24 protein-coding genes and 1 pseudogene are annotated in these 25,552 nt (G+C 72.2%); 10 read left to right on the top strand and 15 right to left on the bottom strand.

What is annotated here, in order from left to right; all coding sequences use genetic code 11:
• Nucleotides 1-79: 79 nt before the first annotated feature.
• The 3 genes from guaB to ACLF5H_RS17385 all read right to left on the bottom strand — a co-directional run bounded on the left by guaB (nt 80) and on the right by ACLF5H_RS17385 (nt 3,364).
• Nucleotides 80-1,582 carry an IMP dehydrogenase gene (gene guaB, locus ACLF5H_RS17395; protein ID WP_421676938.1) on the bottom strand — a complete coding sequence of 501 codons (1,503 nt, stop codon included), beginning with the start codon at nt 1,580-1,582 and terminating at the stop codon, nt 80-82.
• 139 nt (nt 1,583-1,721) lie between these two features.
• Nucleotides 1,722-2,309 (bottom strand): sigma-70 family RNA polymerase sigma factor, encoded by a 588-nt coding sequence (locus tag ACLF5H_RS17390; protein WP_145482894.1) that lies wholly within the window; start codon nt 2,307-2,309, stop codon nt 1,722-1,724.
• Between the two features lie 443 nt (nt 2,310-2,752).
• Complete coding sequence (locus ACLF5H_RS17385) at nt 2,753-3,364, bottom strand: response regulator transcription factor (RefSeq protein ID WP_003948568.1); 612 nt, start codon at nt 3,362-3,364, stop codon at nt 2,753-2,755.
• Between the two features lie 380 nt (nt 3,365-3,744).
• Between ACLF5H_RS17385 and ACLF5H_RS17380 the strand changes: the two genes are divergently transcribed.
• Nucleotides 3,745-4,074, top strand: a complete 330-nt coding sequence (locus ACLF5H_RS17380) for a WhiB family transcriptional regulator (RefSeq protein WP_046426812.1) — start codon at nt 3,745-3,747, stop codon at nt 4,072-4,074.
• Between the two features lie 162 nt (nt 4,075-4,236).
• Here the strand turns inward: ACLF5H_RS17380 and ACLF5H_RS17375 are convergent, their stop codons facing one another.
• The gene (locus ACLF5H_RS17375) at nt 4,237-5,139 is read right to left on the bottom strand and encodes a LysR family transcriptional regulator (RefSeq protein ID WP_128791337.1); all 903 of its coding nucleotides are present in this window, start codon (nt 5,137-5,139) and stop codon (nt 4,237-4,239) included.
• 80 nt (nt 5,140-5,219) lie between these two features.
• On the opposite strand from ACLF5H_RS17375, the gene ACLF5H_RS17370 reads away from it, so the two are divergent.
• From ACLF5H_RS17370 to ACLF5H_RS17360, 3 genes are all read left to right on the top strand, one after another.
• A complete protein-coding gene (locus ACLF5H_RS17370) occupies nt 5,220-5,888 on the top strand; it encodes an MOSC domain-containing protein (protein ID WP_421676937.1) in 669 nt (222 codons plus the stop codon).
• Nucleotides 5,889-5,951: 63 nt separating this feature from the next.
• Nucleotides 5,952-6,725 carry an SDR family NAD(P)-dependent oxidoreductase gene (locus ACLF5H_RS17365; RefSeq protein ID WP_421676936.1) on the top strand — a complete coding sequence of 258 codons (774 nt, stop codon included), beginning with the start codon at nt 5,952-5,954 and terminating at the stop codon, nt 6,723-6,725.
• A gap of 84 nt (nt 6,726-6,809) precedes the next feature.
• Nucleotides 6,810-7,517, top strand: coding sequence for an ester cyclase (locus ACLF5H_RS17360; protein ID WP_421676935.1), 708 nt, complete (start codon nt 6,810-6,812; stop codon nt 7,515-7,517).
• A 90-nt stretch (nt 7,518-7,607) separates the two neighbouring features.
• Here the strand turns inward: ACLF5H_RS17360 and groL are convergent, their stop codons facing one another.
• The 4 genes and pseudogenes from groL to ACLF5H_RS17340 all read right to left on the bottom strand — a co-directional run bounded on the left by groL (nt 7,608) and on the right by ACLF5H_RS17340 (nt 11,619).
• Nucleotides 7,608-9,233 carry a chaperonin GroEL gene (gene groL, locus ACLF5H_RS17355; RefSeq protein ID WP_421676934.1) on the bottom strand — a complete coding sequence of 542 codons (1,626 nt, stop codon included), beginning with the start codon at nt 9,231-9,233 and terminating at the stop codon, nt 7,608-7,610.
• Nucleotides 9,234-9,355: 122 nt separating this feature from the next.
• Nucleotides 9,356-9,664 carry a co-chaperone GroES gene (gene groES, locus ACLF5H_RS17350; RefSeq protein ID WP_037657627.1) on the bottom strand — a complete coding sequence of 103 codons (309 nt, stop codon included), beginning with the start codon at nt 9,662-9,664 and terminating at the stop codon, nt 9,356-9,358.
• Between the two features lie 318 nt (nt 9,665-9,982).
• Complete coding sequence (locus tag ACLF5H_RS17345) at nt 9,983-10,603, bottom strand: hypothetical protein (RefSeq protein ID WP_421676933.1); 621 nt, start codon at nt 10,601-10,603, stop codon at nt 9,983-9,985.
• Nucleotides 10,604-10,681: 78 nt separating this feature from the next.
• Nucleotides 10,682-11,619 (bottom strand): annotated as a pseudogene (locus ACLF5H_RS17340) (polysaccharide deacetylase family protein).
• 91 nt (nt 11,620-11,710) lie between these two features.
• Here ACLF5H_RS17340 and ACLF5H_RS17335 point away from each other — a divergent pair.
• Nucleotides 11,711-12,892, top strand: coding sequence for a THUMP-like domain-containing protein (locus ACLF5H_RS17335; RefSeq protein WP_421676948.1), 1,182 nt, complete (start codon nt 11,711-11,713; stop codon nt 12,890-12,892).
• A gap of 8 nt (nt 12,893-12,900) precedes the next feature.
• Here the strand turns inward: ACLF5H_RS17335 and ACLF5H_RS17330 are convergent, their stop codons facing one another.
• Both ACLF5H_RS17330 and ACLF5H_RS17325 read right to left on the bottom strand, forming a co-directional pair.
• A complete protein-coding gene (locus ACLF5H_RS17330; RefSeq protein ID WP_421676947.1) occupies nt 12,901-13,902 on the bottom strand; it encodes an LCP family protein in 1,002 nt (333 codons plus the stop codon).
• Nucleotides 13,903-14,052: 150 nt separating this feature from the next.
• Nucleotides 14,053-15,090, bottom strand: coding sequence for a LacI family DNA-binding transcriptional regulator (locus ACLF5H_RS17325; protein WP_421676932.1), 1,038 nt, complete (start codon nt 15,088-15,090; stop codon nt 14,053-14,055).
• 105 nt (nt 15,091-15,195) lie between these two features.
• Here ACLF5H_RS17325 and ACLF5H_RS17320 point away from each other — a divergent pair, with 105 nt between their 5' ends.
• The 4 genes from ACLF5H_RS17320 to ACLF5H_RS17305 all read left to right on the top strand — a co-directional run bounded on the left by ACLF5H_RS17320 (nt 15,196) and on the right by ACLF5H_RS17305 (nt 20,816).
• Complete coding sequence (locus ACLF5H_RS17320) at nt 15,196-16,533, top strand: ABC transporter substrate-binding protein (protein WP_421676931.1); 1,338 nt, start codon at nt 15,196-15,198, stop codon at nt 16,531-16,533.
• Nucleotides 16,534-16,773: 240 nt separating this feature from the next.
• Entirely contained in the window at nt 16,774-17,547 is a 774-nt protein-coding gene (locus ACLF5H_RS17315; RefSeq protein ID WP_421676930.1) for a carbohydrate ABC transporter permease, read from the top strand.
• A 4-nt stretch (nt 17,548-17,551) separates the two neighbouring features.
• A complete protein-coding gene (locus tag ACLF5H_RS17310; protein WP_421676929.1) occupies nt 17,552-18,451 on the top strand; it encodes a carbohydrate ABC transporter permease in 900 nt (299 codons plus the stop codon).
• Nucleotides 18,452-18,485: 34 nt separating this feature from the next.
• Entirely contained in the window at nt 18,486-20,816 is a 2,331-nt protein-coding gene (locus tag ACLF5H_RS17305) for a glycoside hydrolase family 3 N-terminal domain-containing protein (RefSeq protein WP_421676928.1), read from the top strand.
• A 231-nt stretch (nt 20,817-21,047) separates the two neighbouring features.
• Here ACLF5H_RS17305 and ACLF5H_RS17300 read toward each other — a convergent pair whose 3' ends face one another.
• Genes ACLF5H_RS17300 through tsaB form a run of 4 tightly spaced genes read right to left on the bottom strand, consistent with a single transcriptional unit; the run spans nt 21,048 to nt 23,533 of the window.
• Complete coding sequence (locus tag ACLF5H_RS17300; protein ID WP_421676927.1) at nt 21,048-21,305, bottom strand: hypothetical protein; 258 nt, start codon at nt 21,303-21,305, stop codon at nt 21,048-21,050.
• A complete protein-coding gene (tsaD, locus tag ACLF5H_RS17295) occupies nt 21,302-22,390 on the bottom strand; it encodes a tRNA (adenosine(37)-N6)-threonylcarbamoyltransferase complex transferase subunit TsaD (RefSeq protein ID WP_421676926.1) in 1,089 nt (362 codons plus the stop codon). The genes ACLF5H_RS17300 and tsaD overlap by 4 nt, the downstream gene beginning before the upstream one ends.
• Nucleotides 22,383-22,859 (bottom strand): ribosomal protein S18-alanine N-acetyltransferase, encoded by a 477-nt coding sequence (gene rimI, locus ACLF5H_RS17290; protein ID WP_421676946.1) that lies wholly within the window; start codon nt 22,857-22,859, stop codon nt 22,383-22,385. Before rimI ends, tsaD begins: the two co-directional genes overlap by 8 nt.
• 17 nt (nt 22,860-22,876) lie before the next feature.
• Nucleotides 22,877-23,533, bottom strand: coding sequence for a tRNA (adenosine(37)-N6)-threonylcarbamoyltransferase complex dimerization subunit type 1 TsaB (gene tsaB, locus ACLF5H_RS17285; protein ID WP_085566138.1), 657 nt, complete (start codon nt 23,531-23,533; stop codon nt 22,877-22,879).
• A gap of 113 nt (nt 23,534-23,646) precedes the next feature.
• Here tsaB and ACLF5H_RS17280 point away from each other — a divergent pair, with 113 nt between their 5' ends.
• A complete protein-coding gene (locus ACLF5H_RS17280; RefSeq protein WP_421676925.1) occupies nt 23,647-24,207 on the top strand; it encodes a hypothetical protein in 561 nt (186 codons plus the stop codon).
• Nucleotides 24,208-25,391: 1,184 nt separating this feature from the next.
• Here the strand turns inward: ACLF5H_RS17280 and ACLF5H_RS17275 are convergent.
• On the bottom strand, nt 25,392-25,544 hold the full coding sequence (locus ACLF5H_RS17275; protein WP_421676924.1) for a hypothetical protein: 153 nt from the start codon (nt 25,542-25,544) through the stop codon (nt 25,392-25,394).
• Nucleotides 25,545-25,552 lie beyond the last annotated feature (8 nt).

Below are 25,552 nucleotides of genomic sequence, written 5' to 3'. Positions count from 1 at the left end.
AGCGCCTTCCAGTATCGCCGACCGGTACGACAAAGGCGGCCCCGGAGGTTCCGGGACCGCCTTCGGCACGCTCTGGTGACTACTTGGCGCTGTAGTTCGGCGCCTCGACCGTCATCTGGATGTCGTGCGGGTGGCTCTCCTTGAGGCCCGCCGAGGTGATCCGCACGAAGCGGCCCTTGGACTCCATCTCCTCGACGCTGGCCGCGCCCACGTAGCCCATGGTCTGGCGCAGACCGCCGACCAGCTGGTGCAGGACGTTGGCGAGCGGGCCGCGGTAGGGCACCTGGCCCTCGACGCCCTCGGGCACGAGCTTGTCGTCGGACGCCACCTCGGCCTGGAAGTAGCGGTCCTTCGAGTACGACCGGCCCTGGCCGCGGGACTGCATGGCGCCCAGCGAGCCCATGCCGCGGTACGACTTGAACTGCTTGCCGTTGATGAACAGCAGCTCGCCCGGCGACTCCTCGCAGCCGGCCAGCAGGCTGCCCAGCATCACGGTGTCGGCGCCGGCCGCGAGGGCCTTGCCGATGTCACCGGAGTACTGGAGGCCGCCGTCGCCGATCAGCGGAATACCGGCCTGGCGGGCGGCGCGGGACGCCTCGTAGATGGCCGTGACCTGCGGGACACCGATACCGGCGACCACCCGGGTGGTGCAGATCGAGCCCGGTCCGACGCCCACCTTGATGCCGTCGACACCGGCGTCGATGAGCGCCTGGGCGCCGTCGCGGGTGGCGACATTGCCGCCGATCACGTCCACGTTCACGCTGGACTTGATCTTCGCCATCCAGCTGAGGGCGTTGCTGTTGTGGCCGTGCGAGGTGTCGACGACCAGGAAGTCCGCGCCCGCCTGGGCGAGCGCCTGGGCGCGCTCCAGCGCCTCGGGGCTCGCGCCGACGGCGGCACCGACGAGCAGCCGGCCCTCGGCGTCCTTGGCGGCGTTCGGGTACTGCTCGGCCTTGACGAAGTCCTTGACCGTGATGAGGCCCTTGAGGACGCCCGCCTCGTCGACCAGCGGCAGCTTCTCGATCTTGTGCTTGCGCAGCAGCTCCATGGCCTCCGGGCCGGAGGTGCCGACCTTGCCGGTGACCAGCGGCATCGGGGTCATGACCTCGTGCACCCGGCGGCTGCGGTCGCTCTCGAAGGCCATGTCGCGGTTGGTCACGATGCCGAGCAGCTTGCCCGCCGGGTCGGTGACCGGGACACCGCTGATGCGGAACTTGGCGCACAGGGCGTCGGCCTCGGCCAGCGTGGCCTCCGGGTGCACCGTGATCGGGTCGGTGACCATGCCGGACTCGGACCGCTTCACCAGGTCGACCTGGTTGACCTGGTCCTCGACGGAGAGGTTGCGGTGCAGGACGCCGACGCCGCCGAGGCGGGCCATGGCGATGGCCATGCGCGACTCGGTCACCTTGTCCATGGCCGCCGACAGCATCGGGATGTTCACCCGGACGTTGCGGGAGATGCGGGACGAGGTGTCGACCGCGTTGGGGAGCACCTCGGAGGCCCCCGGCAGCAGCAGCACGTCGTCGTAGGTCAGCCCGAGTGTCGCGAATTTTCCGGGCACTCCGTCGACGTTGGCAGTCATGACACCTTCCCCAAATGGCCTTGCTCGGTGCGGATGTCCATGCTAACGGCAGGCGTGGCCAGCAAATTCCACGGCGGAAGATCACCTTCGGCTTCGTATGTTCATACGGTGTTCGTGAGAACGCCGGGCGCCGATGCCGCTACTGCTCGGCGAGGGCCCGCAGCCGGCTCAGGGCCCGGTGCTGGGCGACCCGGACCGCTCCGGGTGACATTCCCAACATCTGTCCCGTTTCCTCCGCCGTGAGCCCCACCGCGATGCGCAGCAGCAGCAGTTCGCGCTGGTTCTCGGGGAGGTTGGCCAGCAGTTTCTTGGCCCACTCGGCGTCGCTGCTGAGCAGGGCGCGCTCCTCGGGGCCGAGCGAGTCGTCGGGCCGCTCGGGCATCTCGTCGGAGGGCACGGCGGTCGAACCCGGATGGCGCATCGCGGCGCGCTGGAGGTCGGCGACCTTGTGCGAGGCGATGGCGAAGACGAACGCCTCGAAGGGGCGCCCGGTGTCCCGGTAGCGGGGCAGCGCGAGCAGGACGGCGACACAGACCTCCTGGGCGAGGTCCTCCACGAAGTGGCGCGCGTCGCCGGGCAGCCGCGACAGCCGGGTGCGGCAGTAGCGCAGCGCCAGCGGATGGACGTGCGCGAGCAGGTCGTGCGTGGCCTGTTCGTCCCCGTCGACGGCACGAAGCACGAGGGCACCGATCGACCCCTGGGCCGTGCCCGCCTCGTCCTCGCGCATCGGTCCATGGTGCCCTGTGGCCGTCCGGTCCGTCGCATCGTGCTGATGGTTGTGCACCGAAGCGTTATGAGCAGGTGCGCCGGCACTCATCCCCTGCGCCCTCCCCTTCCGCTCGACCGACTCGTCCCCGAGAGACTCCACACCCTCAAGGATGCGGCATCCGCGCCGAAACGAGCAGCGCCCGTCCGGCGGGCCGCCTTGCACGCCGCCGTACGGCACGTCCTGGCGGAGCGTACGCGGTATCTTCCGGCCGGCCGTGACGGACACCGGACCGCGGGAGCCCGCCGGGACGGGCACCGAGTCCGGGGCGGCCGCCAGGGGTTCACGACACGGACGGCACCGCCGTGAGCGGGGCGCGCCGCGCCGACCGGAGGTACCCCTGGTGCCGGGAGGCCAGGGATCGCCCGGCCCCGCGCGGCATGGCGCGCGGGGCCCGCCGGGTCCTACCTGACCAGGCCCCAGCGGAAGCCGAGGGCCACCGCGTGGGCGCGGTCCGAGGCGCCGAGCTTCTTGAACAGGCGCCGGGCGTGGGTCTTGACGGTGTCCTCGGAGAGGAACAGCTCACGGCCGATCTCGGCGTTCGAGCGGCCGTGACTCATGCCCTCGAGGACCTGGATCTCGCGCGCGGTGAGCGTGGGCGCGGCGCCCATCTCGGCCGAGCGCAGCCGGCGCGGGGCCAGCCTCCAGGTCGGGTCGGCGAGGGCCTGCGTCACCGTGGCCCGCAGTTCGGCGCGCGAGGCGTCCTTGTGCAGATAGCCCCGGGCACCGGCGGCGACCGCGAGGGCCACACCGTCCAGGTCCTCGGCGACGGTCAGCATGATGATGCGCGCGCCGGGATCGGCGGACAGCAATCGGCGCACCGTCTCGACGCCGCCCAGGCCGGGCATGCGGACATCCATCAGGATGAGGTCGGAGCGATCGGCGCCCCAGCGGCGAAGGACTTCCTCGCCGTTGGCCGCCGTCGTCACCCGCTCGACACCGGGCACGGTCGCGACCGCGCGGCGGAGCGCTTCTCGGGCAAGCGGGGAGTCGTCGCAGACGAGGACGGATGTCATGACCGCCCTCCGCAGCTGATGCGCGTCACCTTGAGCCTCCAGGCTGGTACGGAATCTCACCTGTGCGGTCGACCGTCTCGGACGCCTGCCCGAGCGCTTGTGTTTTCAACCGCCTCCGCACTCTCAACGACGGTCACTCGAAAGAGTTACGGGGCTGCACACCGTCATCGGCACTCTACGTGAGGGCACCGACACGGTGCAGACATGCCCAACGGACCCTCAACTTTTCATCACAACCTATGCCCCATTCAGCTGCTTTTCTTCCCGTTTCGTAGTGTTCGGGGCTAGATTCGCAATGAGTCATATTTACATCTCCTTAGACCGGAGATGTACGGTCGTTGGCACCGTATCCGCCCAGAACGGCTACAAGGGGTCACGTAATGGCAGATTTCTCCCGCCTTCCCGGACCGAACGCGGACCTGTGGGACTGGCAGCTGCTGGCTGCTTGCCGCGGGGTGGACAGCTCGCTCTTCTTCCACCCGGAGGGCGAGCGCGGGGCGGCTCGGAGCGCTCGCGAGAACTCGGCCAAGGAGGTCTGCATGAGGTGCCCGGTCCGTGCGGAGTGCGCGGCGCACGCGCTTGCCGTGCGCGAGCCGTACGGCGTCTGGGGCGGCCTGACCGAGGACGAGCGCGAGGAGCTGATGGGGCGGGCGCGCAACCGTCTGGTGGCCGCCTCGACCACCGGCGGCGACACCGCCCAGAGCCACTGAAGGAACGTTTCTGCAACCAGGGCACGTCGGGTGCGCCGATACCCGCGTCCCGCCCGTCCCGCCGGGCGCGCCGTGTGCGTGCCCGTGATTCCGCGCGGCTTCACGCCCCGGCGCCGCCTGGAGTCCCGTCAGTCCGTCACCGGGCTTCTTCGCGACGCGGTGTCACACCGCGCGCCCGGCCGCCCGCGCCAGCTGCTCCAGGGTCGCCGCCACCGCCGGCACCTGCGCCAGATCGGGCAGGGTGAGCGCGACGATCTCCCGCCGCACCGCCGGTTCCAGGCGCACCGCGCGCACCCCGCGCGGCCGTACCGACTCCACCGCGAGCTGCGGCAGCACGGCCACGCCCAGACCCGCGCCCACCAGGCCGGCCACCGCCGGATAGTCGTCGGTGGCGAAGTCGATGCGCGGCGCGAACCCGGCGCCCTGGCAGACCTCCACCAGCTGGCCCCGGCAGCGCGGGCAGCCCGCGATCCAGGGCTCCTCGGCCAGCTCCCCGATGGCGACGGTCTCGGCGCGCGCGAGCCGGTGCCGCTCGGGCACCAGGGCCACCAGACGGTCGGTCAGCAGGGGGCGTACGACCAGGTCGTCCCAGTCCTCGGTGACCGCCGCGCCCTCGTAGCGGAAGGCCAGGGCGAGATCGCAGTCGCCCTCGCGCAGCAGCTCGACGGAGCGCGGGGGTTCGGCCTCCTCCAGGGAGACCCGGGTGCCGGGGTGCGCGGCGCGCAGGGCGGCCAGGGCGGTGGGGACCAGGGTGGAGCTGCCGCTCGGGAAGGAGACCAGCCGGACCCGGCCGGCCCGCAGGCCCGCGATGGCGGCGACCTCCTCCTCGGCGGCGGTGAGCCCGGCGAGGATGCCGGAGGCGTGCCTGACCAGGGCCTCGCCCGCCTGGGTCAGCCGCATCTCGCGGCCCGCGCGGATCAGCAGCGGGGTGCCGACGGAGGTCTCCAGGGCCTTCATCTGCTGGCTGACGGCGGGCTGGGTGCAGCCCAGTTCGCGCCCGGCCGCCGAGAAGGAGCCGGTGGCGGCGACGGCGCGCAGGACACGGAGATGACGGGCCTCGATCACCCCTCAAGCATAAGGCCGTCTTGGAGTCGGCGTCCGAAATTCGCTCGACGCTTTGAGTAACGATCCCGTACGGTGCGGGCATGAAGCTTCTCTCCGTCAACGTCGGGCAGGCCCGCCCGGCGCCGTACACGAGCCAGGCGGACGGCCTGACGGGCATCGACAAGCGGCCGGTCGAGGGGCCCGTCATGGTGTCCGCGCCGGGCCCGAAGGGGACCGGCGGCAGCGGACTGGCCGGGGACGCGGTGTGCGACCTGAGGCACCACGGCGGCGACCACCAGGCGGTGTACGCGTTCGCCCGCGAGGACCTGGACGACTGGGAGCGCGAGCTGGGCCGCTCCCTGGCCAACGGCTGCTTCGGGGAGAACATCACGACCGCCGGGCTCGACGTCTCCGGGGCGCTGATCGGCGAGCGCTGGCGGATCGGTCCCGAGGTGGTGCTCCAGGTGACCTCGGGCCGGGTCCCGTGCCGCACCTTCCAGGGCCATCTGGGCGAGCCGGGCTGGGTCCGCAGGTTCACCCGGAAGGCGGTGACCGGTGCCTACCTCCGGGTGATCGAGCCCGGGGAGATACGCGCGGGCGACCCGGTCGAGATCCTGCACCGGCCCGGCCACGGGGTGACGGCGGCGATGGAGTTCCGCGCGACCACCACCGAGCGGGAGCTGCTGCCCCGGCTGCTCGCCGCGGCCGACGACCTGCACCCGGAGGCGCTGGCCGCGGCCCGCGACCACATCGCGGCGCAGGCCCGCTGAGTGCCCGTCACCGCATGGCGGACACCGCATGTCCGGATCGCCCGCGATCACTAACCTTGGGTCATGACAACGGCTCTGATTACGGGATCGACCGCGGGGATCGGCGCCGCCTTCGCGCGGCGGCTGGCGGCTGAGGGGCATGACCTCGTCCTGGTGGCCCGGGACGCCAAGCGGCTGCGCGAGCAGGCGACCGAGCTGCACGACCGGCACGGCATCGAGGCGGAGGTGCTGCCCGCCGACCTCTCCGAGGACAAGGGCATCGAGACCGTCGCCGACCGGCTCGGCGACCGCAGGAACCCGGTCGACCTGCTGATCAACAACGCCGGTTTCGGCAACAAGGGCCGCTATCTGGAAGTCTCCATGGCGGACGAGCTGACGATGCTCAAGGTGCACTGCGAGGCGGTGCTGCGGCTGACCTCGGCGGCGGCCGAAGCGATGCGCGAGCGCGGCCGGGGCGGGGTGGTCAATGTCGCCTCGGTGGCGGCCTTCGTGCCCCGGGGCACCTACGGCGCGTCCAAGGCGTGGGTCGTGCAGTTCACCCAGGGCGCGGCGCGGGACCTCGCCGGGACGGGGGTGCGGCTGATGGTGCTGTGCCCCGGGTTCGTGCGCACCGAGTTCCATCAGCGGGCCGGGATGGGCACGGACAACATCCCCGGCTGGATGTGGCTGGACGCCGACAAGCTGGTCGCGGCGGCCCTCGCCGACCTGGCGCGCGGCAAGTCGCTGTCGATCCCGGATCCCCGTTACAAGGCGCTGATGGGCCTGGTGAAGGTCACCCCGCGCGGGCTCCTCGGCGGGGTCACCTCCCGCACCGGGCGCAAGTACGGCCCGCAGTAGGCGCGGCCCGCGGGCGGGTGCCGACGGCGGTCCGGTGGGAAAATGGGGGGAGACGACCGGATCAGGGGGGCCGGAGGCGGCGCCATGACCTTCGTACAGCTCATCGAGTGCAGGACCAGCCGGCCGGACGAGATGAACCGGCTCATGGACGACTGGGTCGCGCGGGCCAGGGGGCGGCGGACGGCGACGCACACCCTGGTCGGCCAGGACCGCTCGGACGCCGCGCACCTGGTGGAGGTCGTGGAGTTCCCGTCGTACGAGGACGCGATGCGCGGCTCCGGCCGGCCGGAGAGCGACCGGGTCTTTGAGGAGATGGCCGCCCTGTGCGACGAGGCGCCCGTGCTCATGGACCTCGACGTGGTCCGGGCCGAGCGGCCGGCCGAGGACACCGTACGGCGCTTCTTCACCACCCTCGCGGGCCCCGGCGAACTGCCCCCGCTCAACGACCTGCTGGCCGAGGACGTGCACAGCCATGACCCGGTGAACCCGCAGGACACCATCGGCCTGGACAACGCGCGCGCCGAGTACCGCATGTGGCGTGCCGCCTTCGACTGCGCCTTCACCATCGAGGACGTCCTCGTCCAGGACGACCGCGCCTGCGCCCGCTGGACCTGGCGGGCCACCCACCGGGGCGACTTCCTCGGCATCCCCGCGACCGGCCGCGACGTCACCATGACCGGCACGACCCTCTTCCGCCTCGCCCCCGACGGCAAGATCACCGAGATCTGGTGGCAGCACGACCAGCTGGGCCTGATGCAACAGCTGGGCGCGCTGGACGAGTTGGAGAACTAGCGGGCGGCCGGGCGCGGCTGAGGGCGTACGGCGACGCGAAGGCCCGGCGCCTCCTGAGGGGTGCCGGGCCTTCGGTCAGAGCGTCGAGGCTCAGTGGGCGTGGCCGTGGCTGTGGCCGTGGCCCGCGGCCTCCGGCTCCTCTTCCTTCTTCTCGACGACCAGGGTCTCGGTCGTGAGCAGCAGGGAGGCGATGGAGGCGGCATTCTCCAGGGCGGAGCGGGTCACCTTGACCGGGTCGATGACGCCGGCCTTGACCAGGTCGCCGTACTCACCGGTGGCGGCGTTGTAGCCCTGCCCCTTCTCCAGGTCCTTGACCTTGGAGACGATGACGTAGCCCTCCTGGCCGGCGTTCTCGCCGATCCAGCGCAGCGGCTCGACGACCGCGTTGCGGACCACGGCGACACCGGTGGCCTCGTCGCCGGTCTTGTCGAGGTTGCCCTCGAGGACCTTGGAGGCGTGCACCAGAGCGGAGCCACCACCGGAGACGATGCCCTCCTCGACCGCGGCGCGGGTCGCGGAGATGGCGTCCTCCAGACGGTGCTTCTTCTCCTTCAGCTCCACCTCGGTGGCGGCACCGACCTTGATCACGCACACGCCGCCGGCCAGCTTCGCGAGGCGCTCCTGGAGCTTCTCGCGGTCCCAGTCGGAGTCGGTGTTCTCGATCTCGGCCTTGATCTGCGCGACGCGGCCGTTCAGGTCCTCCGACTTGCCGGCACCCTCGACGATCGTGGTGTCGTCCTTGGTGACGGTGATGCGGCGGGCGGAGCCGAGCACGTCGAGGCCGACCTGGTCGACCTTGAGGCCGACCTCTTCGGAGATGACGGTGGCGCCGGTGAGGACGGCCATGTCCTGGAGCATCGCCTTGCGGCGGTCGCCGAAGCCGGGGGCCTTCACCGCGACGGCGTTGAAGGTGCCGCGGATCTTGTTGACGACCAGGGTCGACAGGGCCTCGCCGTCGACGTCCTCGGCGATGATCAGCAGCGGCTTGGAGCCGGACTGGATGACCTTCTCCAGGAGCGGCAGCAGGTCCGCGATGGCGGAGATCTTGCCCTGGTGGATCAGGATGTACGGGTCGTCGAGGACGGCCTCCATACGCTCCTGGTCCGTCACGAAGTACGGGGACAGGTAGCCCTTGTCGAAGGCCATGCCCTCGGTGAAGTCCAGCTCCAGACCGAAGGTGTTGGACTCCTCGACGGTGATGACACCGTCCTTGCCGACCTTGTCCATGGCCTCGGCGATCAGCTCGCCGACCTGCTGGTCCTGGGCGGACAGCGCGGCGACGGCGGCGATGTCGGACTTCTCGTCGATCGGGCGGGCCGTGGCGAGCAGGTCCTCGGAGATCGCCTTGACGGCGGCGTCGATGCCCTTCTTCAGGGCGGCCGGGGAGGCACCGGCGGCGACATTGCGCAGGCCCTCACGGACCAGCGCCTGGGCGAGCACGGTGGCGGTGGTGGTGCCGTCACCCGCGATGTCGTTGGTCTTGGTCGCCACCTCCTTCACCAGCTGCGCGCCGAGGTTCTCGTACGGGTCCTCGATCTCGACCTCACGGGCGATCGTGACACCGTCGTTGGTGATGGTGGGGGCGCCGAACTTCTTGTCGATGACGACGTTGCGACCCCGGGGGCCGATCGTCACCTTCACCGTGTCGGCCAGCTTGTTGACGCCGCGCTCGAGGGCGCGACGGGCGTCCTCGTCGAACTTCAGGATCTTCGCCATGACAGCGGGAGCCCTCTCGAAATCTTGTGGGTAAAAGACGAACTGCGCCCCGGACGCCCGGCTTCGTTATCGGTCGCGGGGGCCAGGGGCGCAGCTCAGAGCAAAGGTTTGCTCGGGGTGAATTACTTCTCGATGATCGCGAGCACGTCGCGAGCCGAGAGGACGAGGAACTCCTCGCCGTTGTACTTCACCTCGGTGCCGCCGTACTTGCTGTACAGGACAACGTCGCCGACCTTGACGTCGAGCGGCAGGCGCTCGCCGTTCTCGAAGCGACCCGGACCCACGGCGAGGACGGCGCCCTCCTGGGGCTTCTCCTTCGCGGTGTCCGGGATGACCAGGCCAGAGGCCGTGGTCTGCTCGGCGTCGAGCGGCTGGACCACGATGCGGTCCTCGAGCGGCTTGATGGCAACCTTGGTGCTGGCGGTCGTCACGATCCGACCTCCCCCTTCGGAGATCTCACGGGGTTAACTGTCTGAGGTGGCGACCAGGTCGATCCGTCGTCGCGGGTGCCGGACCTGCCCGTCGCGTTGTTGGCACTCTCCAGTGGGGAGTGCCAGAGCCGAGACTATGACCGCGATTAGCACTCGGTCAAGCGGAGTGCCAATTACGCCCGGCGCGTCGGCCGAAAACGCAGGTGCGGGAGCGTTGGTCGGCGGGCGGAATCGGGCGTGCCGTACCAGGGGCTGCGCCCCCGGACCCCCGTGTCGGCCTTCGGCCTCCGTCCTCAAACGCCGGACGGGCTGGAAGGACTACAGGTAGTCCTCCAGCCGTGCCGCCGTCAGGTTTCGTCCGCGCATGGCGTCCAAGAGGCGGTCCGTGGGGGCGTCCGGGAGGAGGCGGATGATGTCGCCCCGGCAAAGGTGGTGCGGGCCCCGGGGGTAGGTGAGGCCCGTCGGCGTGAGGGTGGCGCGCCACAGGACGACGGCCGTGACTCCGCAGTCGGCGGCCGCGCGCAGGGTCGTCGGGTCGTACGCGCCCCGGGGTGGGCGCAGGAGGCGGGCGCGGCGGGCGCAGAGTGCGGCGCGCTGGACGGCGTACGGCGCTCCCGCCAGGGGGCGGGGCCCGGGGGCGAACCGGCTCACCGGCAGGTGGGGTTCTCGGAGCCCGGCGGGGCGGTCGGTGGCGTCGTAGGTGAGGAAGACGACCCGGTCGCGGGTGGGGACGTGGTCCACGACCGGGGGCAGGGGCGGGCGGGACGGCGGCGCGGCGAGCGGCCGCACCCCCTCCGCCGCCTTCCTGCCGAGGCGTTCGATGGGCACGACGGGCTGGGCGCACCCGGCGAGGAACAGGACCGCGGCGAGGACCCCGGCCGGGACGGCCGACAGCGCCGCGCCCCGCACCCGCCACCACTCACCGGCTCGCCGCCCCACCGGCACCCTCCCGGCCGGGCCGCTCACCCTCGCTCCGCCGGACACCTCACCGCGCCCCCCGTGCCCGGGGCGGGCGGTTCACAGGTAGTCCTCCAGGCGGGCCACCGCGTACCCCTCGCGCGTCACCTTGTTCAGGAAGCGGCGCATGTCGTCGACCATCGTGCCGTCCCAGTCGCTGCGGCCGCGGAAGTGGGTGAGGACGATGTCGCCCCGGCGCAGCCGCTGGTCGTCCTCGCGGAACTCCCAGTGGTCGACGTACACCTCCTCGTTCCAGATCGGGGCGTACTTGATGCCGCAGGACTTGGCGGCGACCAGGGTGTCCTGGTTGTAGTTGCCGTAGGGCGGGCGCAGGACGGTCGGGCGTCTGCCGAACTGCTTCTGCATGATGTCCTGCATGTCGCAGATCTCGTGCTTCTGCTCCTCGTAGGACAGCCCCGGCAGATAGGGGTGGGTGAGGGTGTGGTTGTTCAGGGTGTTGCCGTAGGACTGCGCCTTGCGGAAGTAGCCGTAGTCGTCCTTGACCAGGTAGTTGCTGAGGAAGGCGGTGTACGGGATCTTCAGGTCCCGCATCATCTGGAGGAAGCGGGGGTCCTTCTCCGAGCCGTCGTCGATGGTGAGGAAGACGACCTTGTTCCGGGTCGGGACCGTGGTGAAGACCGGCGGCAGGCCCCAGTCCTCCTGGTGGTCCACCTCGAAGCCGGCGCGCGCGGTGATGCGGGGCTTCACCTTGGGCGGCGCCGGGGGCGCGATCGGGACCTCGTCCAGGCCCCAGCGTTTCGCGGCGGCGACCATGCGGGTGTGTTCGGCGGCCTGGGCGGCGCGCGGGTCGGGCGCGGCGTGCCCGGTCGCGCCCCGCCGGTCGCGCCCCGGCCCGCCGCCGGGCGGGCGGTGCCCGGGTCGGCGCCGGAACCGGAGCCGGAGCAGCCGGTGACGAGGGCGGTCGAGGCGAGGACGGCGGCGGCACAGCCGAGGGCGACCCGCGCCCGACTTTTGTCATTTTGTACTACTAGTCGCATGGTGCTGGATCTTCGCAGGCCCCACCCCCGCTCCCCGGGCGACAACGCCGCCCTGACGCGCACCATCCACCGACTGGCCCACAATGACCCGGTGAACGACCTCGCTCCTCTCCTCACCCCCGAAGGCCGGGCCCTCCTCGAAGAGGTCCGCGGCACCGCCCCGGCCGATGAACTCGCCGTCGCCACCCGGCTGCGCCGCGACCACCCCGCCGACCTGGTGTCGGCCGCGCTCGGCCAGGCCCGGCTGCGGCAGCGCGCGGCGGCCAAGTTCGCGGCGGCGGACGCGGAGCGGATGTTCTTCACGCCGAACGGGGTCGAGCAGTCGACGCGGGCGAGCGTGGCGGCGTACCGGGCGCGGCGGCTGACCGATCTCGGGGTGACCTCGGTGGCGGACCTGTGCTGCGGGATCGGCGGGGACGCCATCGCACTGGCGCGGGCCGGGATCCGGGTGCTCGCGGTGGACCGGGACCCGCTGACGGCGGCCGTGGCGCGGGCGAACGCCGAGGCGCTGGGGCTCACCGGCCTGATGGAGGTGCGGGAGGCCGATGTCACGGAGGTGGACACCGCCGGGTACGACGCCGTGTTCGTGGATCCGGCCAGGCGGGGCGGGCGCGGGAGGATCTTCGACCCCGAGGCGTACTCGCCGCCGCTGTCCTGGGCCGTGGAGGCCGCCCGCCGGGCCCCGCAGGCCGCGCTGAAGATCGCGCCCGGCATCCCGCACGAGGCGGTGCCGCCGGAGGCCGAGGCGGAGTGGATCTCGGACGGCGGCGATGTGAAGGAGGCGGTGCTCTGGTTCGGGACCGGGACGCCGGGCGCGGTGCGCGCCACCCTGCTGCCCGGCCCGCGCACCCTGCTCGGACGGGGCCTGCCCGATCCCGAGGTGCGGCCGGTGGGGCGGTACTTGTACGAGCCGGACGGCGCCGTGATCCGCGCGCATCTGGTCGCCGAGGTGGCCGCGGAGGTCGGCGGCGGGCTGCTCGACGCGACCATCGCGTACATCACCGCCGACGAGCTGCACCCGACCCCGTACGCCACCCCCTACGAGATCACCGACCAACTGCCCTTCAACCTGAAGAAGTTGAAGGCCCTGCTGCGCGAGCGCCAGGTCGGGACGCTGACCGTGAAGAAGCGCGGGTCGGCGGTCGAGCCGGAGGAGCTGCGCCGCAAGGTCAAGCCGCAGGGCCCGAACGCGGCGACCGTGTTCCTCACCCGGGTCGCGGGGGCGCCGACGATGCTGGTCGGCGGGCCCGCACGGCCGCCCGAGAGCCCCTGACCGGCCGGTCAGCGCAGGGTCGCCCACAGGTTCTCGGCGTCCGGCTCCTTCGCGATCACCCGGTTGGGGTCCGAGGGCGCCGTGACGACCGGCATCATCACGGTCTTCACCCGGTCCGCGCTCAGCCCCTTCAGGCTCTTGCCCAACTCGGTCAGCTCGGTGAGGGAGTCGAGTCCGGTGTCGGTGGTGAGGCTCTTGGTGACCGCGTCGGCGACCGTGTACAGCTCGGCCGGGTCGGTGAGCAGGTTCGTGCCGGATATCCGCTCCAACAGGGCCTTCACCAGCAGCTGTTGGAGTCCTATGCGGCCGAGGTCGCTGCCGTCGCCGATGCCGTGCCGGGTGCGGGCGAGGGCCAACGCCTGCTTGCCGTCGAGGTGATGGGGGCCGGCCGCCAGACGGAGATGGCTCTTGTCGTCGTCGATGTTCTGGGTCGTGGTGACATCGACCCCGCCGAGCGCGTCGACCAGCTTGGCGAAGCCGGAGAAGTCGATCTCGACGAAGTGGTCCATGCGCACCCCGGTGATCGACTCGACCGTCTTGACCGCGCACACCGGACCGCCCGCCGAGAAGGCGCTGTTGAACATCGAGCCGTACGCCACCGCCGTCGAACCCCCGCCGGGCAGCGGGCAGGAGGGGCGGGTGACGAGGGTGTCGCGCGGGATGCTGACCACGGTGGCGCGGGTGCGGCCCGCGTCGAGGTGCACCACCATCGCGGTGTCCGAGCGGGCGCCCGAACTGTCGCCGCCGCCCAGCTCCTTGTCGGCCTTGCCGCTGCGCGAGTCCGAGCCCAGCACCAGGATGTTGAGCGACCCGGCCGGCAGCGGGGCGGCCGCGGCCGTGGGGGTGCTCGGGGAGGGCGCGATCATCGCGTGCGCGGGGCGGTCGTCGCCGAGCGCGCTGTCGATGTCGACGCCCTTGATGTTGTGGTCCAGATGCCAGTACGCATAGCCGGCCGTGGCCACCCCCAGCACCAGGGCCGCCGCCAGGGTGAGTCCGGCGATCCGCAGCACTCTCGAACGCCGGCCGTGCTCCTCGTGTCGCGTCACGGCAGGAACGTAAGTCCGAATTATTAGGGGACTGTTAGCGGAAGCCGCTCGGAGGGGTTTTCTTCCGGAATTCTCATCGGCGGCGGTCGGCGGACACTCCCTCGAAAGTTTCGATCACGCGCCGCTCCCCCGCACCTCCGCCGTGCTGGAACGCACCACCAGGCTGGTCGCCAGCTCCAGCCGGGTGGCGGCGCGTTCCTCGTGCGCGCTGCCCAGTTCGAGCACCAGGCGGGCCGCGGCCTCGGCCATCTCGGTCAGCGGCTGCCGCACGGTCGTCAGCGGGGGGCCCACCCAGCGGGCCACCGGCAGATCGTCGAAGCCGACCACGCTGAGGTCCTCCGGGATGCGCAGCCCCAGCTCGCGCGCGGCCTCGTACAGGCCCACGGCCTGGAGGTCGTTGCCCGCGAAGACCGCGGTCGGCCGGTCCGGGCGGCGCAGCAGCTCCAGGCCCAGGCGGTAGCCGGCGTCGTGGTGGAAGTCCCCGGCCACGATCAGCGAGGGGTCGACGGGCAGCCCGGCCGTCTCCAGGGCGGCGCGGTAGCCGTCGATGCGGGCGCGGCTGCACATCATCCGGGACGGGCCGCTGATCGCGCCGATCCGGGTGTGGCCCAGCTCCACCAGATGCCGGGTGGCCGCGAGCCCGCCCTGCCAGTTGGTGGCGCCGATGGACGGCACGTCCGGGCCCGGGTCGCCGGCCGGGTCGACCACCACGAACGGGATGGACCTGCTGGTCAGCAGCGCCTGCTGGGCGCCGTCCAGCTCGGACAGGACGAGGACCACGCCGTGCGGGCGGCGGGCGGCGACCTGGTCGGCCCAGGAGCGGCCGGGGGTGAGCCGCCCGGCGGACTCGGACAGCACCACGCTGAGCCCCGCCGACTGCGCCACGTTCTCCACGCCCCGGATGACCTCCATCGCCCAGGCGCTCTCCAGCTCGTGGAAGACCAGGTCGATCAGGGGTGAGCGGGAGGCCTCGGCGCGCCTGCGCCGGTAGCCGTGGGCGCGCAGCAGCTCCTCGACGCGGGTGCGCGTCGAGGCCGCGACATCGGCTCTGCCGTTGAGGACCTTCGAAACAGTCGGAGCGGACACCCCGGCCTCGCGGGCGATCTCCGCGAGCGTCGCGGTCTGCGTTTCCACGGACTTCCCAGGCTTCATGCCCGCGATCGTAATCCCTGCGCGACCCCTTGACGAAGCCCTTGTTCCGCCATACGTTCCCGGAACATTCGGAACCCCACTCGAAACATTGCGAGGGCCAGGGTCATGGAGTCCACCACGTCCAACGGCGGGCGCACGTTCAGCAGGCGCTGGGTGCTCGGCGCCGGTGCCACCACACTCGTCGCCGCCGGCACCGCCGGACTCACGGCCTGCGGCTCCTCCGGGGGGTCGGGCGGCGGCGGGGCCCTGACCGCGTTCGTGTACGGCGACGACGCGGCCAAGATCCAGGTCGCGGCGATCGACCGGTTCAACTCCTCGGCCGCCGCGAAGAAGGCCAAGGGCAGGATCAAGCTGGAGAAGGTGCCCGGTTCCGAGTACCCGGCGAAGCTGCGCACCGCGATGGGCTCCCCCAACGCGCCCGACATCTTCTTCAACTGGGGCGGCGGCTCGATCAAGGCGTACCGCGACGCCAAGCAGCTGGTGGACCTCACCGACACCATCGCCTCCGACCCGGTCCTCAAGAGCGGCTTCCTGCCCTCGGTGATCACGGCCGGCGGCATCGGCGGACACAACTACGGCATCCCCATGCGCGGCATGCAGCCCGTGATCCTCTTCTACAACAAGTCCCTCTTCGCCGAGCGGAAGCTCCAGCCGCCCACCACCTGGGACCAGTTGCTGGACATCAACACCAAGCTGAAGAAGGCCGGGATCACCCCGTTCACGCTCGGCGGCGCGGACATCTGGCCCGAGCTGATGTGGCTGGAGTACCTGGTCGACCGGATCGGCGGGCCCCAGGTCTTCGACCGGATCAAGAACGGCGACGCCTCCGGCTGGGGCGACCCGGCCGTCCTGAAGGCCGCCCAGACGGTCAAGCAGCTCATCGACGACGGCGCCTTCGGCAAGGGCTTCAACTCGGTCGCCTACACCAACGGCGGCGCCCCGGCCGTGTTCGCCAAGGGCAAGGCCGCGATGCATCTGATGGGCTCGTGGGAGTACTCCACCCAGCTCGGCAAGTTCCCGGACTTCGCCCGCAAGAGCCTCGGCTGGACCGCGTTCCCGACCGTCGACGGCGGCGCGGGCGACATCCGCAATGTCGTCGGCAACCCCACCAACTACTGGTCGATCAACGCCCGTACGTCCAACAAGGACGCGGCGCTCGCCTTCCTGCGCGACTGCGCCTCCGAGACGTACGCAAAGGCGCTGATCGCCAACGGTGACATCCCGACCACGACCAACGCCGAGAGCCTGCTCGCCGCCTCGCCGAACCCGGAGTTCGCCACGTTCCAGTACAAGATGGTGCAGGACGCCCCGGCGTTCACGCTGAGCTGGGACCAGGCGGTCGACCCGAACGTGTCGACGCCGATGCTCACCGAGGTCAACAAGCTGTTCGTCGGCAAGTCCTCGCCGAGCCAGTTCGTCTCGGCGCTCCAGGGGCTGAAGTGAGCGTCGGCACCACCAAGGGCGGCGCGCGAGAGGACGTCCCGCAGCCGGATCAGCCGGGCCTCCGCGTCCTGGCGCACGGTCAGCACCGCGTCGATCTCCCGGCGCACGTCCTCCAGGGCGCGCGCCTCGTGTGCTCTTCCGATCCGCCCCCGCCGGGGCACCGGGGCGGACGCGGGCCGCCCGCACGCCGCCCTGGCGCTGCCCGGCGTCCTGTTCTTCCTGTTCTTCGCCGCCGTCCCGATGGTGCTGGCCTTCTGCCTGTCCTTCACCGAGTGGAACGGCCTCGGCGACCCGCGGCCCGCCGGACTCGCCAACTGGCGCAAGCTGTTCGCGGACGACCGGCTCACCCAGTCCCTCACCGTCACCGTGCTGCTCACGGTCGTCAGCTGGGCCTTCCAGACGGTCGTCTCGATCCTGCTCGGCGTCTGGGCGGCGGGCCGCCAGCGCAACCGCGCGATCCTGTCGGCGATCTTCTTCGTGCCGTTCCTGCTGTCCTCGACGGCGATCTCGCTGCTGTTCTACGCCCTGCTCGACCCCAACTTCGGGATCATCCGCGGCGACACCCTCGGCTCCACCGACGGGGCCTTCCTCGCCATCGTGTTCGTCGGCGGCTGGCAGTTCATCCCCTTCCACACCCTGATCTACCAGGGCGGGGCCCGGCAGATCCCCGAGGTCCTCTACCAGGCCGCGGCCATCGACGGCGCGGGCCGCTACCGCCAGTTCTTCTCCATCACGCTGCCCCAGCTGCGCAACACGGCGACCACCTCCGGCGTGCTGATGGTCGTCGGCTCGCTCACCTACTTCGAGACCGTCCTGATCCTCACCCAGGGCGGCCCCGGCACCGACACGGCGATCCTGCCGTACCTGATGTACGAGGCCGGTTTCAAGAGCTACGACTTCGGCTACGCCAGCGCCATCGCCTCCTTCCTGGTGGTGGCCGCGACCGCGCTGTCGCTGCTGCTGGTGCGGCTGTCCGGCTTCGGCACGATGCGCAGTACCCGGGAAGGAATGTGACGAGATGTCACACGACACGCTGCCCCACCCCGTGAAGACCGGCGCCGCGCCCGCGGCCCGGCCGGGCGGGCGCCGCCGCCGGCACTGGACCCGGCGGCCCGACCCGCTGGCCGGTCTCGGCTCGGTCGTCTGGCTGGTCGTCGTCATCGTGCCGGTCTACGCGATGATCACGGCCTCGCTCACCCCGCGGGACGAGGCGCTGGGCAACAACGCCCTGAAGCCGCCCGCCCATCCGACGCTGGCCAACTACGGCACCGTGCTGCACAACGGGTTCTTCCACTATCTGTGGAACACCGTGCTGGCGGCGGTGGCCGTCGTGGCGATCGTGCTGGTGCTGTGCGTGCCGCTCGCCTATGTGGCCGTACGCACCCGGGGCTTCTGGTCCGGGGCCGCCTTCCGGCTGTTCCTGCTCGGCGTCGCCATCCCGGCGCAGGCCGTCGTCGTACCGCTGTATCTGATGATCGCCAAGCTGAACCTCTACGACAGCCTGCTCGCGATCATCCTGCCGACGGCCGCGTTCGCCATGCCGGTGGCCATCCTGGTGCTCACCGGCTCCCTCCGGGACATCTCCGAGGAGGTGTACGAGGCGATGGCCCTGGACGGCGCCTCGCCGCTGCGGATGCTGTTCCAGCTGGTCATCCCGATGTCCAAGGGCGGTATCAGCACCGTCGGGATCTACTCGGCGCTCCAGGCGTGGAACGGCTTCCTCTTCCCGCTGATCTTCACCCAGTCCGAGGGGCCGCGCGTGCTGACCCTCGGACTGTTCAACTACGTGAGCCAGTTCGGTGTGGACATCCCCGCCCTGCTCGCCTCGGTCGTCCTCTCCGGCATTCCGATCTTCGCCGTGTATCTGGTGGCCCGCCGCGCCCTGGTGGGCGGCCTGATGGGTGTGGGCGGCAAGTGACCGCCGCCCGCGCCCCCTTCTCGACAGGAGTTTCATGAGCACCACCCCCGGCACCGCGCCCGGCGCCCCCTGGCGCGACCCCGCCCTGCCCACCGCCGTCCGCGTCGACGACCTCCTGGCCCGGATGACCCTGGAGGAGAAGACCGCCCAGCTGTACGGCGTCTGGGTGGGCGCGGCCACGGACGGCGACGGGGTCGCCCCGCTCCAGCGCGAGATGACCGCGGACCACGACTGGGACGAGCTGATCACCCTCGGCCTCGGCCAGCTGACCCGCTCCTTCGGCACCGCCCCCGTGGACCCGGCGCTGGGCGCGCAGGCACTGGCCCGCGCCCAGCGCCGGATCGCCGGGGCCGGCCGCTTCGGCATCCCGGCCGTGGCCCACGAGGAGTGCCTGGCGGGCTTCACCGCATGGCAGGCGACCGCCTACCCGGTGCCGCTGGCCTGGGGCGCGACCTTCGACCCCGCGCTCGTCGAGGAGCTGGGCGGGCGCATCGGCCGGGATCTGCGCGCGGCCGGTGTCCACCAGGGCCTCGCGCCCGTCCTGGACGTGGTGCGGGATCTGCGCTGGGGCCGGGTGGAGGAGACCATCGGCGAGGACCCGTACCTGGTCGGCACCATCGGCACGGCGTACGTCCGGGGTCTGGAGTCGGCCGGGATCATCGCCACGCTCAAGCACTTCGCCGGGTACGCGTCCTCGGCGGGCGCCCGCAATCTGGCGCCGGTGCGCGCGGGCGCGCGGGAGCTGGCGGAGGTGACGCTGCCGCCGTTCGAGATGGCGCTGCGCGAGGGCGGCGCCCGCTCGGTGATGGCCGCCTACACCGAGACGGACGGCGTCCCGGCCTCGGCCGACCCCCGGCTGCTGACCGGACTGCTGCGCGAGGACTGGGGGTTCACCGGCACGGTCGTCGCCGACTACTTCGGCATCGGCTTCCTCCAGTCGCTGCACCGGGTGGCCGGTGACCCCGCCGAGGCCGCGCACCTCGCGCTGGAGGCGGGCATCGACGTCGAGCTGCCCACGCTGAGCTGTTACGGCACACCGCTGGTGGACGCCGTACGCGACGGGCGGATCCCCGAGGCGCTGGTGGACCGGGCCGCGCGCCGGGTGCTGCTGCAGAAGTGCGAGCTGGGCCTGCTGGATCCCGACTGGGCGCCGGAGACCGGCGAGAAGATCGACCTGGACTCGGCAGGCAACCGGGCGCTGGCCCGGCGACTCGCCGAGGAGTCGGTGGTGCTGCTGGACAACCCGGGCGGGGCGCTGCCGCTGGCCCCGGACGCGCGGATCGCGGTCGTCGGGCCGCGCGCGGCGGACGCGCTGGCGATGCTGGGCTGCTACTCCTTCCCCTCCCATGTGCTCACCCACCACCCCGAGGTGCCGCTGGGCATCGACATCCCGACCGTCCTCGACGCCCTGCGGGCCGAACTCCCGGACGCCAAGGTCGGGTTCGCGGAGGGCTGCGGGGTCTCCGATCCGGACACCTCGCATTTCGCCGAGGCGGTGGCGCGGGCGGCCGAGTCCGATGTGTGCGTGGCCGTCCTCGGCGACCGGGCCGGGCTGTTCGGGCGCGGCACCTCGGGCGAGGGCTGCGACGCGGAGGACCTGCGACTGCCGGGCGCCCAGGCCGAGTTGCTGGACGCGCTGGTCGCGAGCGGCGTCCCGGTGGTGCTCGTGCTGCTGACCGGCCGCCCCTACGCGCTGGGCCGCTGGCAGGGCCGGCTCGCCGCGGTCGTCCAGGCGTTCTTCCCGGGAGAGGAGGGCGGTCCGGCGCTCGCCGGGGTGCTGTCCGGCCGGGTGAACCCCTCCGGGCGGCTCCCGGTGAGCGTGCCGCAGCGGCCCGGCGGCCAGCCCTGGACCTACCTCCAGCCCCCGCTCGGCCTGGCCGGTGAGGTCAGCAACCTGGACCCGACCCCGCTGTACCCGTTCGGGCACGGCCGCTCGTACACCGCGTTCGCCTGGGAGGACTTCAGCGGGCCCGGAGCGGAGATCCCGACGGACGGCGGGTACGACCTCTCGCTCACCGTCCGCAACACGGGTGAGCGGGCGGGCGCCGAGGTCGTCCAGCTGTATCTGCACGATCCGGTGGCCTCGGTGACCCGCCCGGACATCCGCCTGATCGGCTACCGGCGGGTGGAACTCTCCCCCGGCGAGTCCCGCCGCCTCACCTTCCGCTTCCACACCGACCTCTCCGCCTTCCCGGACCGCGCGGGCACCCGGATCGTGGAGCCGGGCGAGCTGGAGCTGCGGCTGGCCGCGTCGAGCACGGACGTACGGCACCGGGCGCGGCTGCGGCTGACCGGCCCGGTGCGGCCGGTGGGCGCGGGGCGGCGGCTGCGGTGCGAGGTGACGGAGACGGGGACGGAGGCCTGACCGCACGGGCCCGACGCAAACACCCCGCCTCCGGAAACCGGAGGCGGGGTGTGAGTGGAGCGCCGGGCAGGCCTTGCACCTGCATCTCCCCGCAGGAAGCGGGACGTCTTTCCTTGGACCACCAACGCACTGCGTTCGTACCGGCTTTCCGGCCGTTCGCTGTGTGATGATCATAGACCGACGCGAGCGGTGGCCGCAAACTCGCCCGAGACAAAGGGGACTTAGCCGCCCCTATTCGGACGCGACCGCCTCGAAACGCCAGCGGTGCACGGGCCTCGTCACCAACTCCGGGCCCGGTTCCGGGAGTTCCGGCAGCGTCGCGTCGTACGGCTCCGCCCACCACGTGATGACCAGCACCCGGTCCTGCGGCGCGCGGAAGGTCTCGCGGCGCGACGGCTCCCGGTCGAGCCGCTGTTCACGGGCCCAGGCGAGGAGTTCCCCGCCCCGGCCCTCGGCCGCGCGCGCCTCCCACATCAGCGCGACCGTCATGAGTACAGGTTCTCCTTGCTGACCTCGTGCACATGGTCGTGGTTGCCCGGCACATGCGGGTCGGTGACCGGCAGGGAGGAATCGGCCGACAGGTCCCAGCTGGAGGCGGCCCGGTTACGGGCGACCATCTCGGCGCCGAGCGCGGCCACCATCGCGCCGTTGTCCGTGCACAGCTTGGGGCGCGGCACCCGCAGCCGGATGCCGGCCGCCTCGCAGCGCTCCTGGGCGAGGACGCGCAGCCGGGAGTTGGCGGCCACCCCGCCGCCGATCATCAGATGGTCGACACCCTCGTCCTTGCAGGCGCGCACGGCCTTGCGGGTGAGCACGTCCACCACGGCCTCCTGGAAGGACGCGGCCACATCGCGCACCGGGACCTCCTCACCGGCCGCGCGCCTCGCCTCGATCCAGCGGGCCACGGCGGTCTTGAGGCCGGAGAAGGAGAAGTCGTACGCGGGGTCGCGCGGGCCGGTCAGACCGCGCGGGAAGCTGATCGCGGCGGGGTCGCCCTCCTTGGCGTACCGGTCGATGACCGGGCCGCCGGGGAAGCCCAGGTTCAGCACGCGGGCGATCTTGTCGAAGGCCTCACCGGCCGCGTCGTCGATGGTCGCGCCCATCGGCCGGACGTCAGAGGTGATGTCCGAGGACAGCAGCAGCGAGGAGTGGCCGCCGGAGACCAGCAGCGCCATCGTCGGCTCGGGCAGCGGGCCGTGCTCCAGCTGGTCCACGCAGATGTGGGAGGCGAGGTGGTTGACGCCGTAGAGGGGCTTGCCGAGGGCGTAGGCGTACGCCTTGGCGGCGGAGACGCCGACCAGGAGGGCGCCCGCGAGACCGGGGCCCGCGGTCACCGAGATGCCGTCGAGGTCCTTGGCGCTGACCCCGGCCTCCTTCAGGGCGCGGTCGATGGTCGGGACCATCGCCTCCAGATGGGCGCGGGAGGCGACCTCGGGGACGACACCGCCGAAGCGGGCGTGCTCGTCCACGCTGGAGGCGACGGCGTCGGCCAGCAGGGTGGTGCCGCGCACGATGCCGACGCCGGTCTCGTCGCAGGAGGTCTCGATGCCGAGGACGAGGGGTTCGTCAGCCATTGATCTCGGTTCCTTGAACAGATGCGGAAGGGTCGGTCAGGCGCATCACCAGGGCATCCACGTTCCCCGGCTGGTAGTAGCCGCGCCGGAACCCGATGGGGGCGAAGCCGAAGCGCTCGTACAGCTTCTGCGCGCGGAGGTTGTCCACCCGGACTTCGAGCATCACCTCGTGGCACTCGAACGCGGTCGCCGCCCGCAGCAGATCGGTCAGCAGCCGCCCGCCGAGCCCCGAGCCCTGGAGGTCGCGGGCGACGGCGATGGTCTGGACGTCGGCGAGGTCGCCGGAGGCGGCGAGGCCCGCGTAGCCGACGACCCGGCCGGTGCCGTCCTCGGCGGTGACATAGCGGCGGGTGGCCGCGGCGCCCCGGGAGTGGGCCAGCTCGGACCAGAACATGCCCCGGGACCAGGCGTCCTCGGGGAACAGGTCCTTCTCCAGCTCCAGCACCTGGTCGATGTCCCACCAGCGCATCTCGCGCAGTTCGACGGTCACTTCGGGGTGACCACCTTGTAGTTCTTGGGGACCTGCGCATCCGGGCGGCGCAGGTACAGCGGCCGCGGCGCGGGCAGTTCCTCCCCGGCGGCCAGCCGCTCGGCGGCGAGCGCGGCCAGCGCGGCGGCGGACACATGCTCGGGCTCATGGGCGCGCGGGAACGTGTCCGGGTAGAGCAGGGCGCCCGCGCCGACCGCCGGGAGCCCGGCGACCTGCTCGGCGATGTCGGCCGGGCGGTCGACGGCCGGGCCGGTCAGCCGGGTGCGGGAGTCGGCGTACGTCGCCCAGTAGACCTCCTTGCGCCGGGCGTCGGTCGCCACGACGAAGGGGCCCTTCTCGATGTCGGCGGCGTAGGCGAGGCCGTCCAGGGTGCACACGCCGTACACGGGGACGCCGAGCGCCAGGCCGAAGGTGTCGGCGGTCATCAGACCGACGCGCAGTCCGGTGTAGGGGCCGGGTCCGGTGCCGACGACGATCCCGGTGACCGTCTCCAGCTTGAGTCCGGCCTCGGTGAGGACCCGGTCGACGGCCGGCAGCAGCAGCTCCCCGTGTCGGCGCGCGTCCACCTGCTTCGACGAGGCGATGACGTCCGTGCCGTCGTGCAGGGCGACGGTGACGGCGGGCGTTGCGGTATCCAGAGCGAGCAAGAGCACGCGAACAGCCTACGGCGCCCGCGCCTCGCGCACGGCCGCCCGGGGCGGACGGTCACCGGCTGCTACGGTCTGTACGAAGTACGACATATCGCGCACGGCGGAGGTGGAAGCAGGTGGCAGGGACCAGCTCGGGAATCGTGGCCGGCCTCACCGCGGCGGCCGTCGGCGTGGTCGGCTTCCTGGCCTACGAGGCGTACGCGACGGTACCGGCGGGGCTGGGCGCCCGTCCCTCGGCGAACGGCTCACCCGGCGGGCAGGCCACGAAGGCACCCCGGGACCGGCGTCACCCGACCGCCCTGCCGAGCGGTTCCGGCAAGGGTGAACGGGTGGTGTACTCGGTGGACGACGACCGGGTCTGGCTGGTCGGCGCCGGCAACCGGGCGCTGCGCACCTTCCGCGTCCGCCCCGGCACGGTGGACCCGCCCGTCGGCACGTACTGGGTCACCTCCCGCTCCCACGCCGTCACCGGCACGGACGGCATCCCCATCGAACACGTGGTCCGCTTCACCACGGTCGACGGCGTCACCATCGGCTTCTCCGCCCCCACCACCCCCGACGCCGTCCCGGCCCCCGACGCGGGCACCAAGACGGGCGGCATCCGCGAGAGCCGCGCGGACGGCGAGGCGATGTGGAAATTCGCCACGATCGGCGAACGGATCATGGTCATCCACTGAGGGCTCCGCCGGTAACACCGCCCCCTTCGGCAACCGACGACATCCCAGAGCGGGCCCGCCCTGGGAACCGGCGGCTTTCCGGAGCGGCCAGCCCTGGGAACCAGCGGCTTTCCGGAGCGGCCACCCCTGGGAACCGGCAGCTTTTCGAAGCCGACGGCCCTGCGGGACGGCGGCCCGGGGGCCGGGCGGCCCTGCTGGTACGACCACCCTGGGGCCCGGCGCCCCTGTGCGGAACGACGTGCTCACGAGGGGCGAGGCAACCTCCTGCGGAGGTCACACCCCCGGGGACCGGGCGGTCCTGGGGCCCGGCGACCCTGTGGAGAACGACGCACTCACAAGGGCAAGGCAACCCCGCGAAGGACACGCCCTCCGCGGGCCGGGCGGTCCTGCTGGCACGACGGCACTGGGGCTCGGCGCCTCTGTGGAGAACGAAGCGCTCACGGGAGCGAGACAACCCCCTATGAAGGGCACGCCCCCGGCGGACTGGCGGCCCTGCTGGTACGACCACCCTGGGACCGGCGACCCTGCGGAGAGCGACGCGCTCACGAGGGGCGAGGCAACCGTGCGGAGGACACGCCCCCCGAGCGCCGGGCGGCGCCGCCCTGGAGCCCGACGCCCCTGTGCGCAACGAAGCGCTCACGGGAGTGAGACAACCCTGCGGAGGACACGCCCCCGAGGACCGGCGCCCCTGTGGGGAACGGTGCGTTCGCACGGGGGCGAGGCGACCCCCTGCGGAGGACACGCACCCGGAGGCCGGGCGGTCCTGGGAACCCGGTGTCTCTCGCAGGGCCGACAGCCCTGTCGGGACGGGGCTCCTCCGTGGCGCCGAGCGATCCCGCGCGGAGCGGTAGCGCCTGCCGCGTCGCTGCCACGCCCCGGGCGGCAATCTCGTGGAGGGCGGCGCCCACTCCGGGTGTGACCGCCCAGCAGAGGTTGCCCACCCCTGACCGCTCGGGCCACCCCTCTCGGGGGCCGGACGGCAGGTGCGGCGAGCTTACGGGGCCGGTAGCCCGCGGCCAGAGGGGCGTGACGACCCTATGAGCCGACGATCTCGCGGGGCGTCGGCACACCGGAGCGACCCGGCCGCCGGTAGATGGTCCGGCCGCCGGTAGATGGTCCGACCGCGCCGGAAAGCGGGCAGGCAGGCGCCGCTTCCGGCGATCTACGGCCCGGCCGCCGGAGGCTTACGCGGCGCGGCGAGGGGTGGCCGTCTGCTGAGGGGCCCGGGGCTCCGGCGGGCGCGGGGGGCTGGAGAGGGTCGCCGCGGCGGCGCAGGACGCCAGCAGGGCCTGCATGGGGACCGGGGCGGGGGTCTTCGGGGGGCGGGGGGCGGGCATGGGCGCCT

The sequence above is a fragment of the Streptomyces sp. LaBMicrA B280 genome (genome assembly GCF_049222185.1).
GTDB lineage: Bacteria > Actinomycetota > Actinomycetes > Streptomycetales > Streptomycetaceae > Streptomyces > Streptomyces murinus.
This window is presented reverse-complemented; position numbering and strand designations above follow the sequence as displayed.

What these genes read in the sequence shown, in the direction of transcription:
- guaB (WP_421676938.1), bottom strand. Translation starts at nt 1,582, where the DNA reads ATGACTGCCAACGTCGACGGAGTGCCCGGAAAATTCGCGACACTCGGG.
- ACLF5H_RS17390 (WP_145482894.1), bottom strand. Translation starts at nt 2,309, where the DNA reads ATGCGCGAGGACGAGGCGGGCACGGCCCAGGGGTCGATCGGTGCCCTC.
- ACLF5H_RS17385 (WP_003948568.1), bottom strand. Translation starts at nt 3,364, where the DNA reads ATGACATCCGTCCTCGTCTGCGACGACTCCCCGCTTGCCCGAGAAGCG.
- ACLF5H_RS17380 (WP_046426812.1), top strand. Translation starts at nt 3,745, where the DNA reads ATGGCAGATTTCTCCCGCCTTCCCGGACCGAACGCGGACCTGTGGGAC.
- ACLF5H_RS17370 (WP_421676937.1), top strand. Translation starts at nt 5,220, where the DNA reads ATGAAGCTTCTCTCCGTCAACGTCGGGCAGGCCCGCCCGGCGCCGTAC.
- ACLF5H_RS17365 (WP_421676936.1), top strand. Translation starts at nt 5,952, where the DNA reads ATGACAACGGCTCTGATTACGGGATCGACCGCGGGGATCGGCGCCGCC.
- ACLF5H_RS17360 (WP_421676935.1), top strand. Translation starts at nt 6,810, where the DNA reads ATGACCTTCGTACAGCTCATCGAGTGCAGGACCAGCCGGCCGGACGAG.
- groL (WP_421676934.1), bottom strand. Translation starts at nt 9,233, where the DNA reads ATGGCGAAGATCCTGAAGTTCGACGAGGACGCCCGTCGCGCCCTCGAG.
- ACLF5H_RS17325 (WP_421676932.1), bottom strand. Translation starts at nt 15,090, where the DNA reads ATGAAGCCTGGGAAGTCCGTGGAAACGCAGACCGCGACGCTCGCGGAG.
- ACLF5H_RS17320 (WP_421676931.1), top strand. Translation starts at nt 15,196, where the DNA reads ATGGAGTCCACCACGTCCAACGGCGGGCGCACGTTCAGCAGGCGCTGG.
- ACLF5H_RS17315 (WP_421676930.1), top strand. Translation starts at nt 16,774, where the DNA reads ATGGTGCTGGCCTTCTGCCTGTCCTTCACCGAGTGGAACGGCCTCGGC.
- ACLF5H_RS17310 (WP_421676929.1), top strand. Translation starts at nt 17,552, where the DNA reads ATGTCACACGACACGCTGCCCCACCCCGTGAAGACCGGCGCCGCGCCC.
- ACLF5H_RS17305 (WP_421676928.1), top strand. Translation starts at nt 18,486, where the DNA reads ATGAGCACCACCCCCGGCACCGCGCCCGGCGCCCCCTGGCGCGACCCC.
- ACLF5H_RS17300 (WP_421676927.1), bottom strand. Translation starts at nt 21,305, where the DNA reads ATGACGGTCGCGCTGATGTGGGAGGCGCGCGCGGCCGAGGGCCGGGGC.
- tsaD (WP_421676926.1), bottom strand. Translation starts at nt 22,390, where the DNA reads ATGGCTGACGAACCCCTCGTCCTCGGCATCGAGACCTCCTGCGACGAG.
- rimI (WP_421676946.1), bottom strand. Translation starts at nt 22,859, where the DNA reads ATGCGCTGGTGGGACATCGACCAGGTGCTGGAGCTGGAGAAGGACCTG.
- ACLF5H_RS17275 (WP_421676924.1), bottom strand. Translation starts at nt 25,544, where the DNA reads ATGCCCGCCCCCCGCCCCCCGAAGACCCCCGCCCCGGTCCCCATGCAG.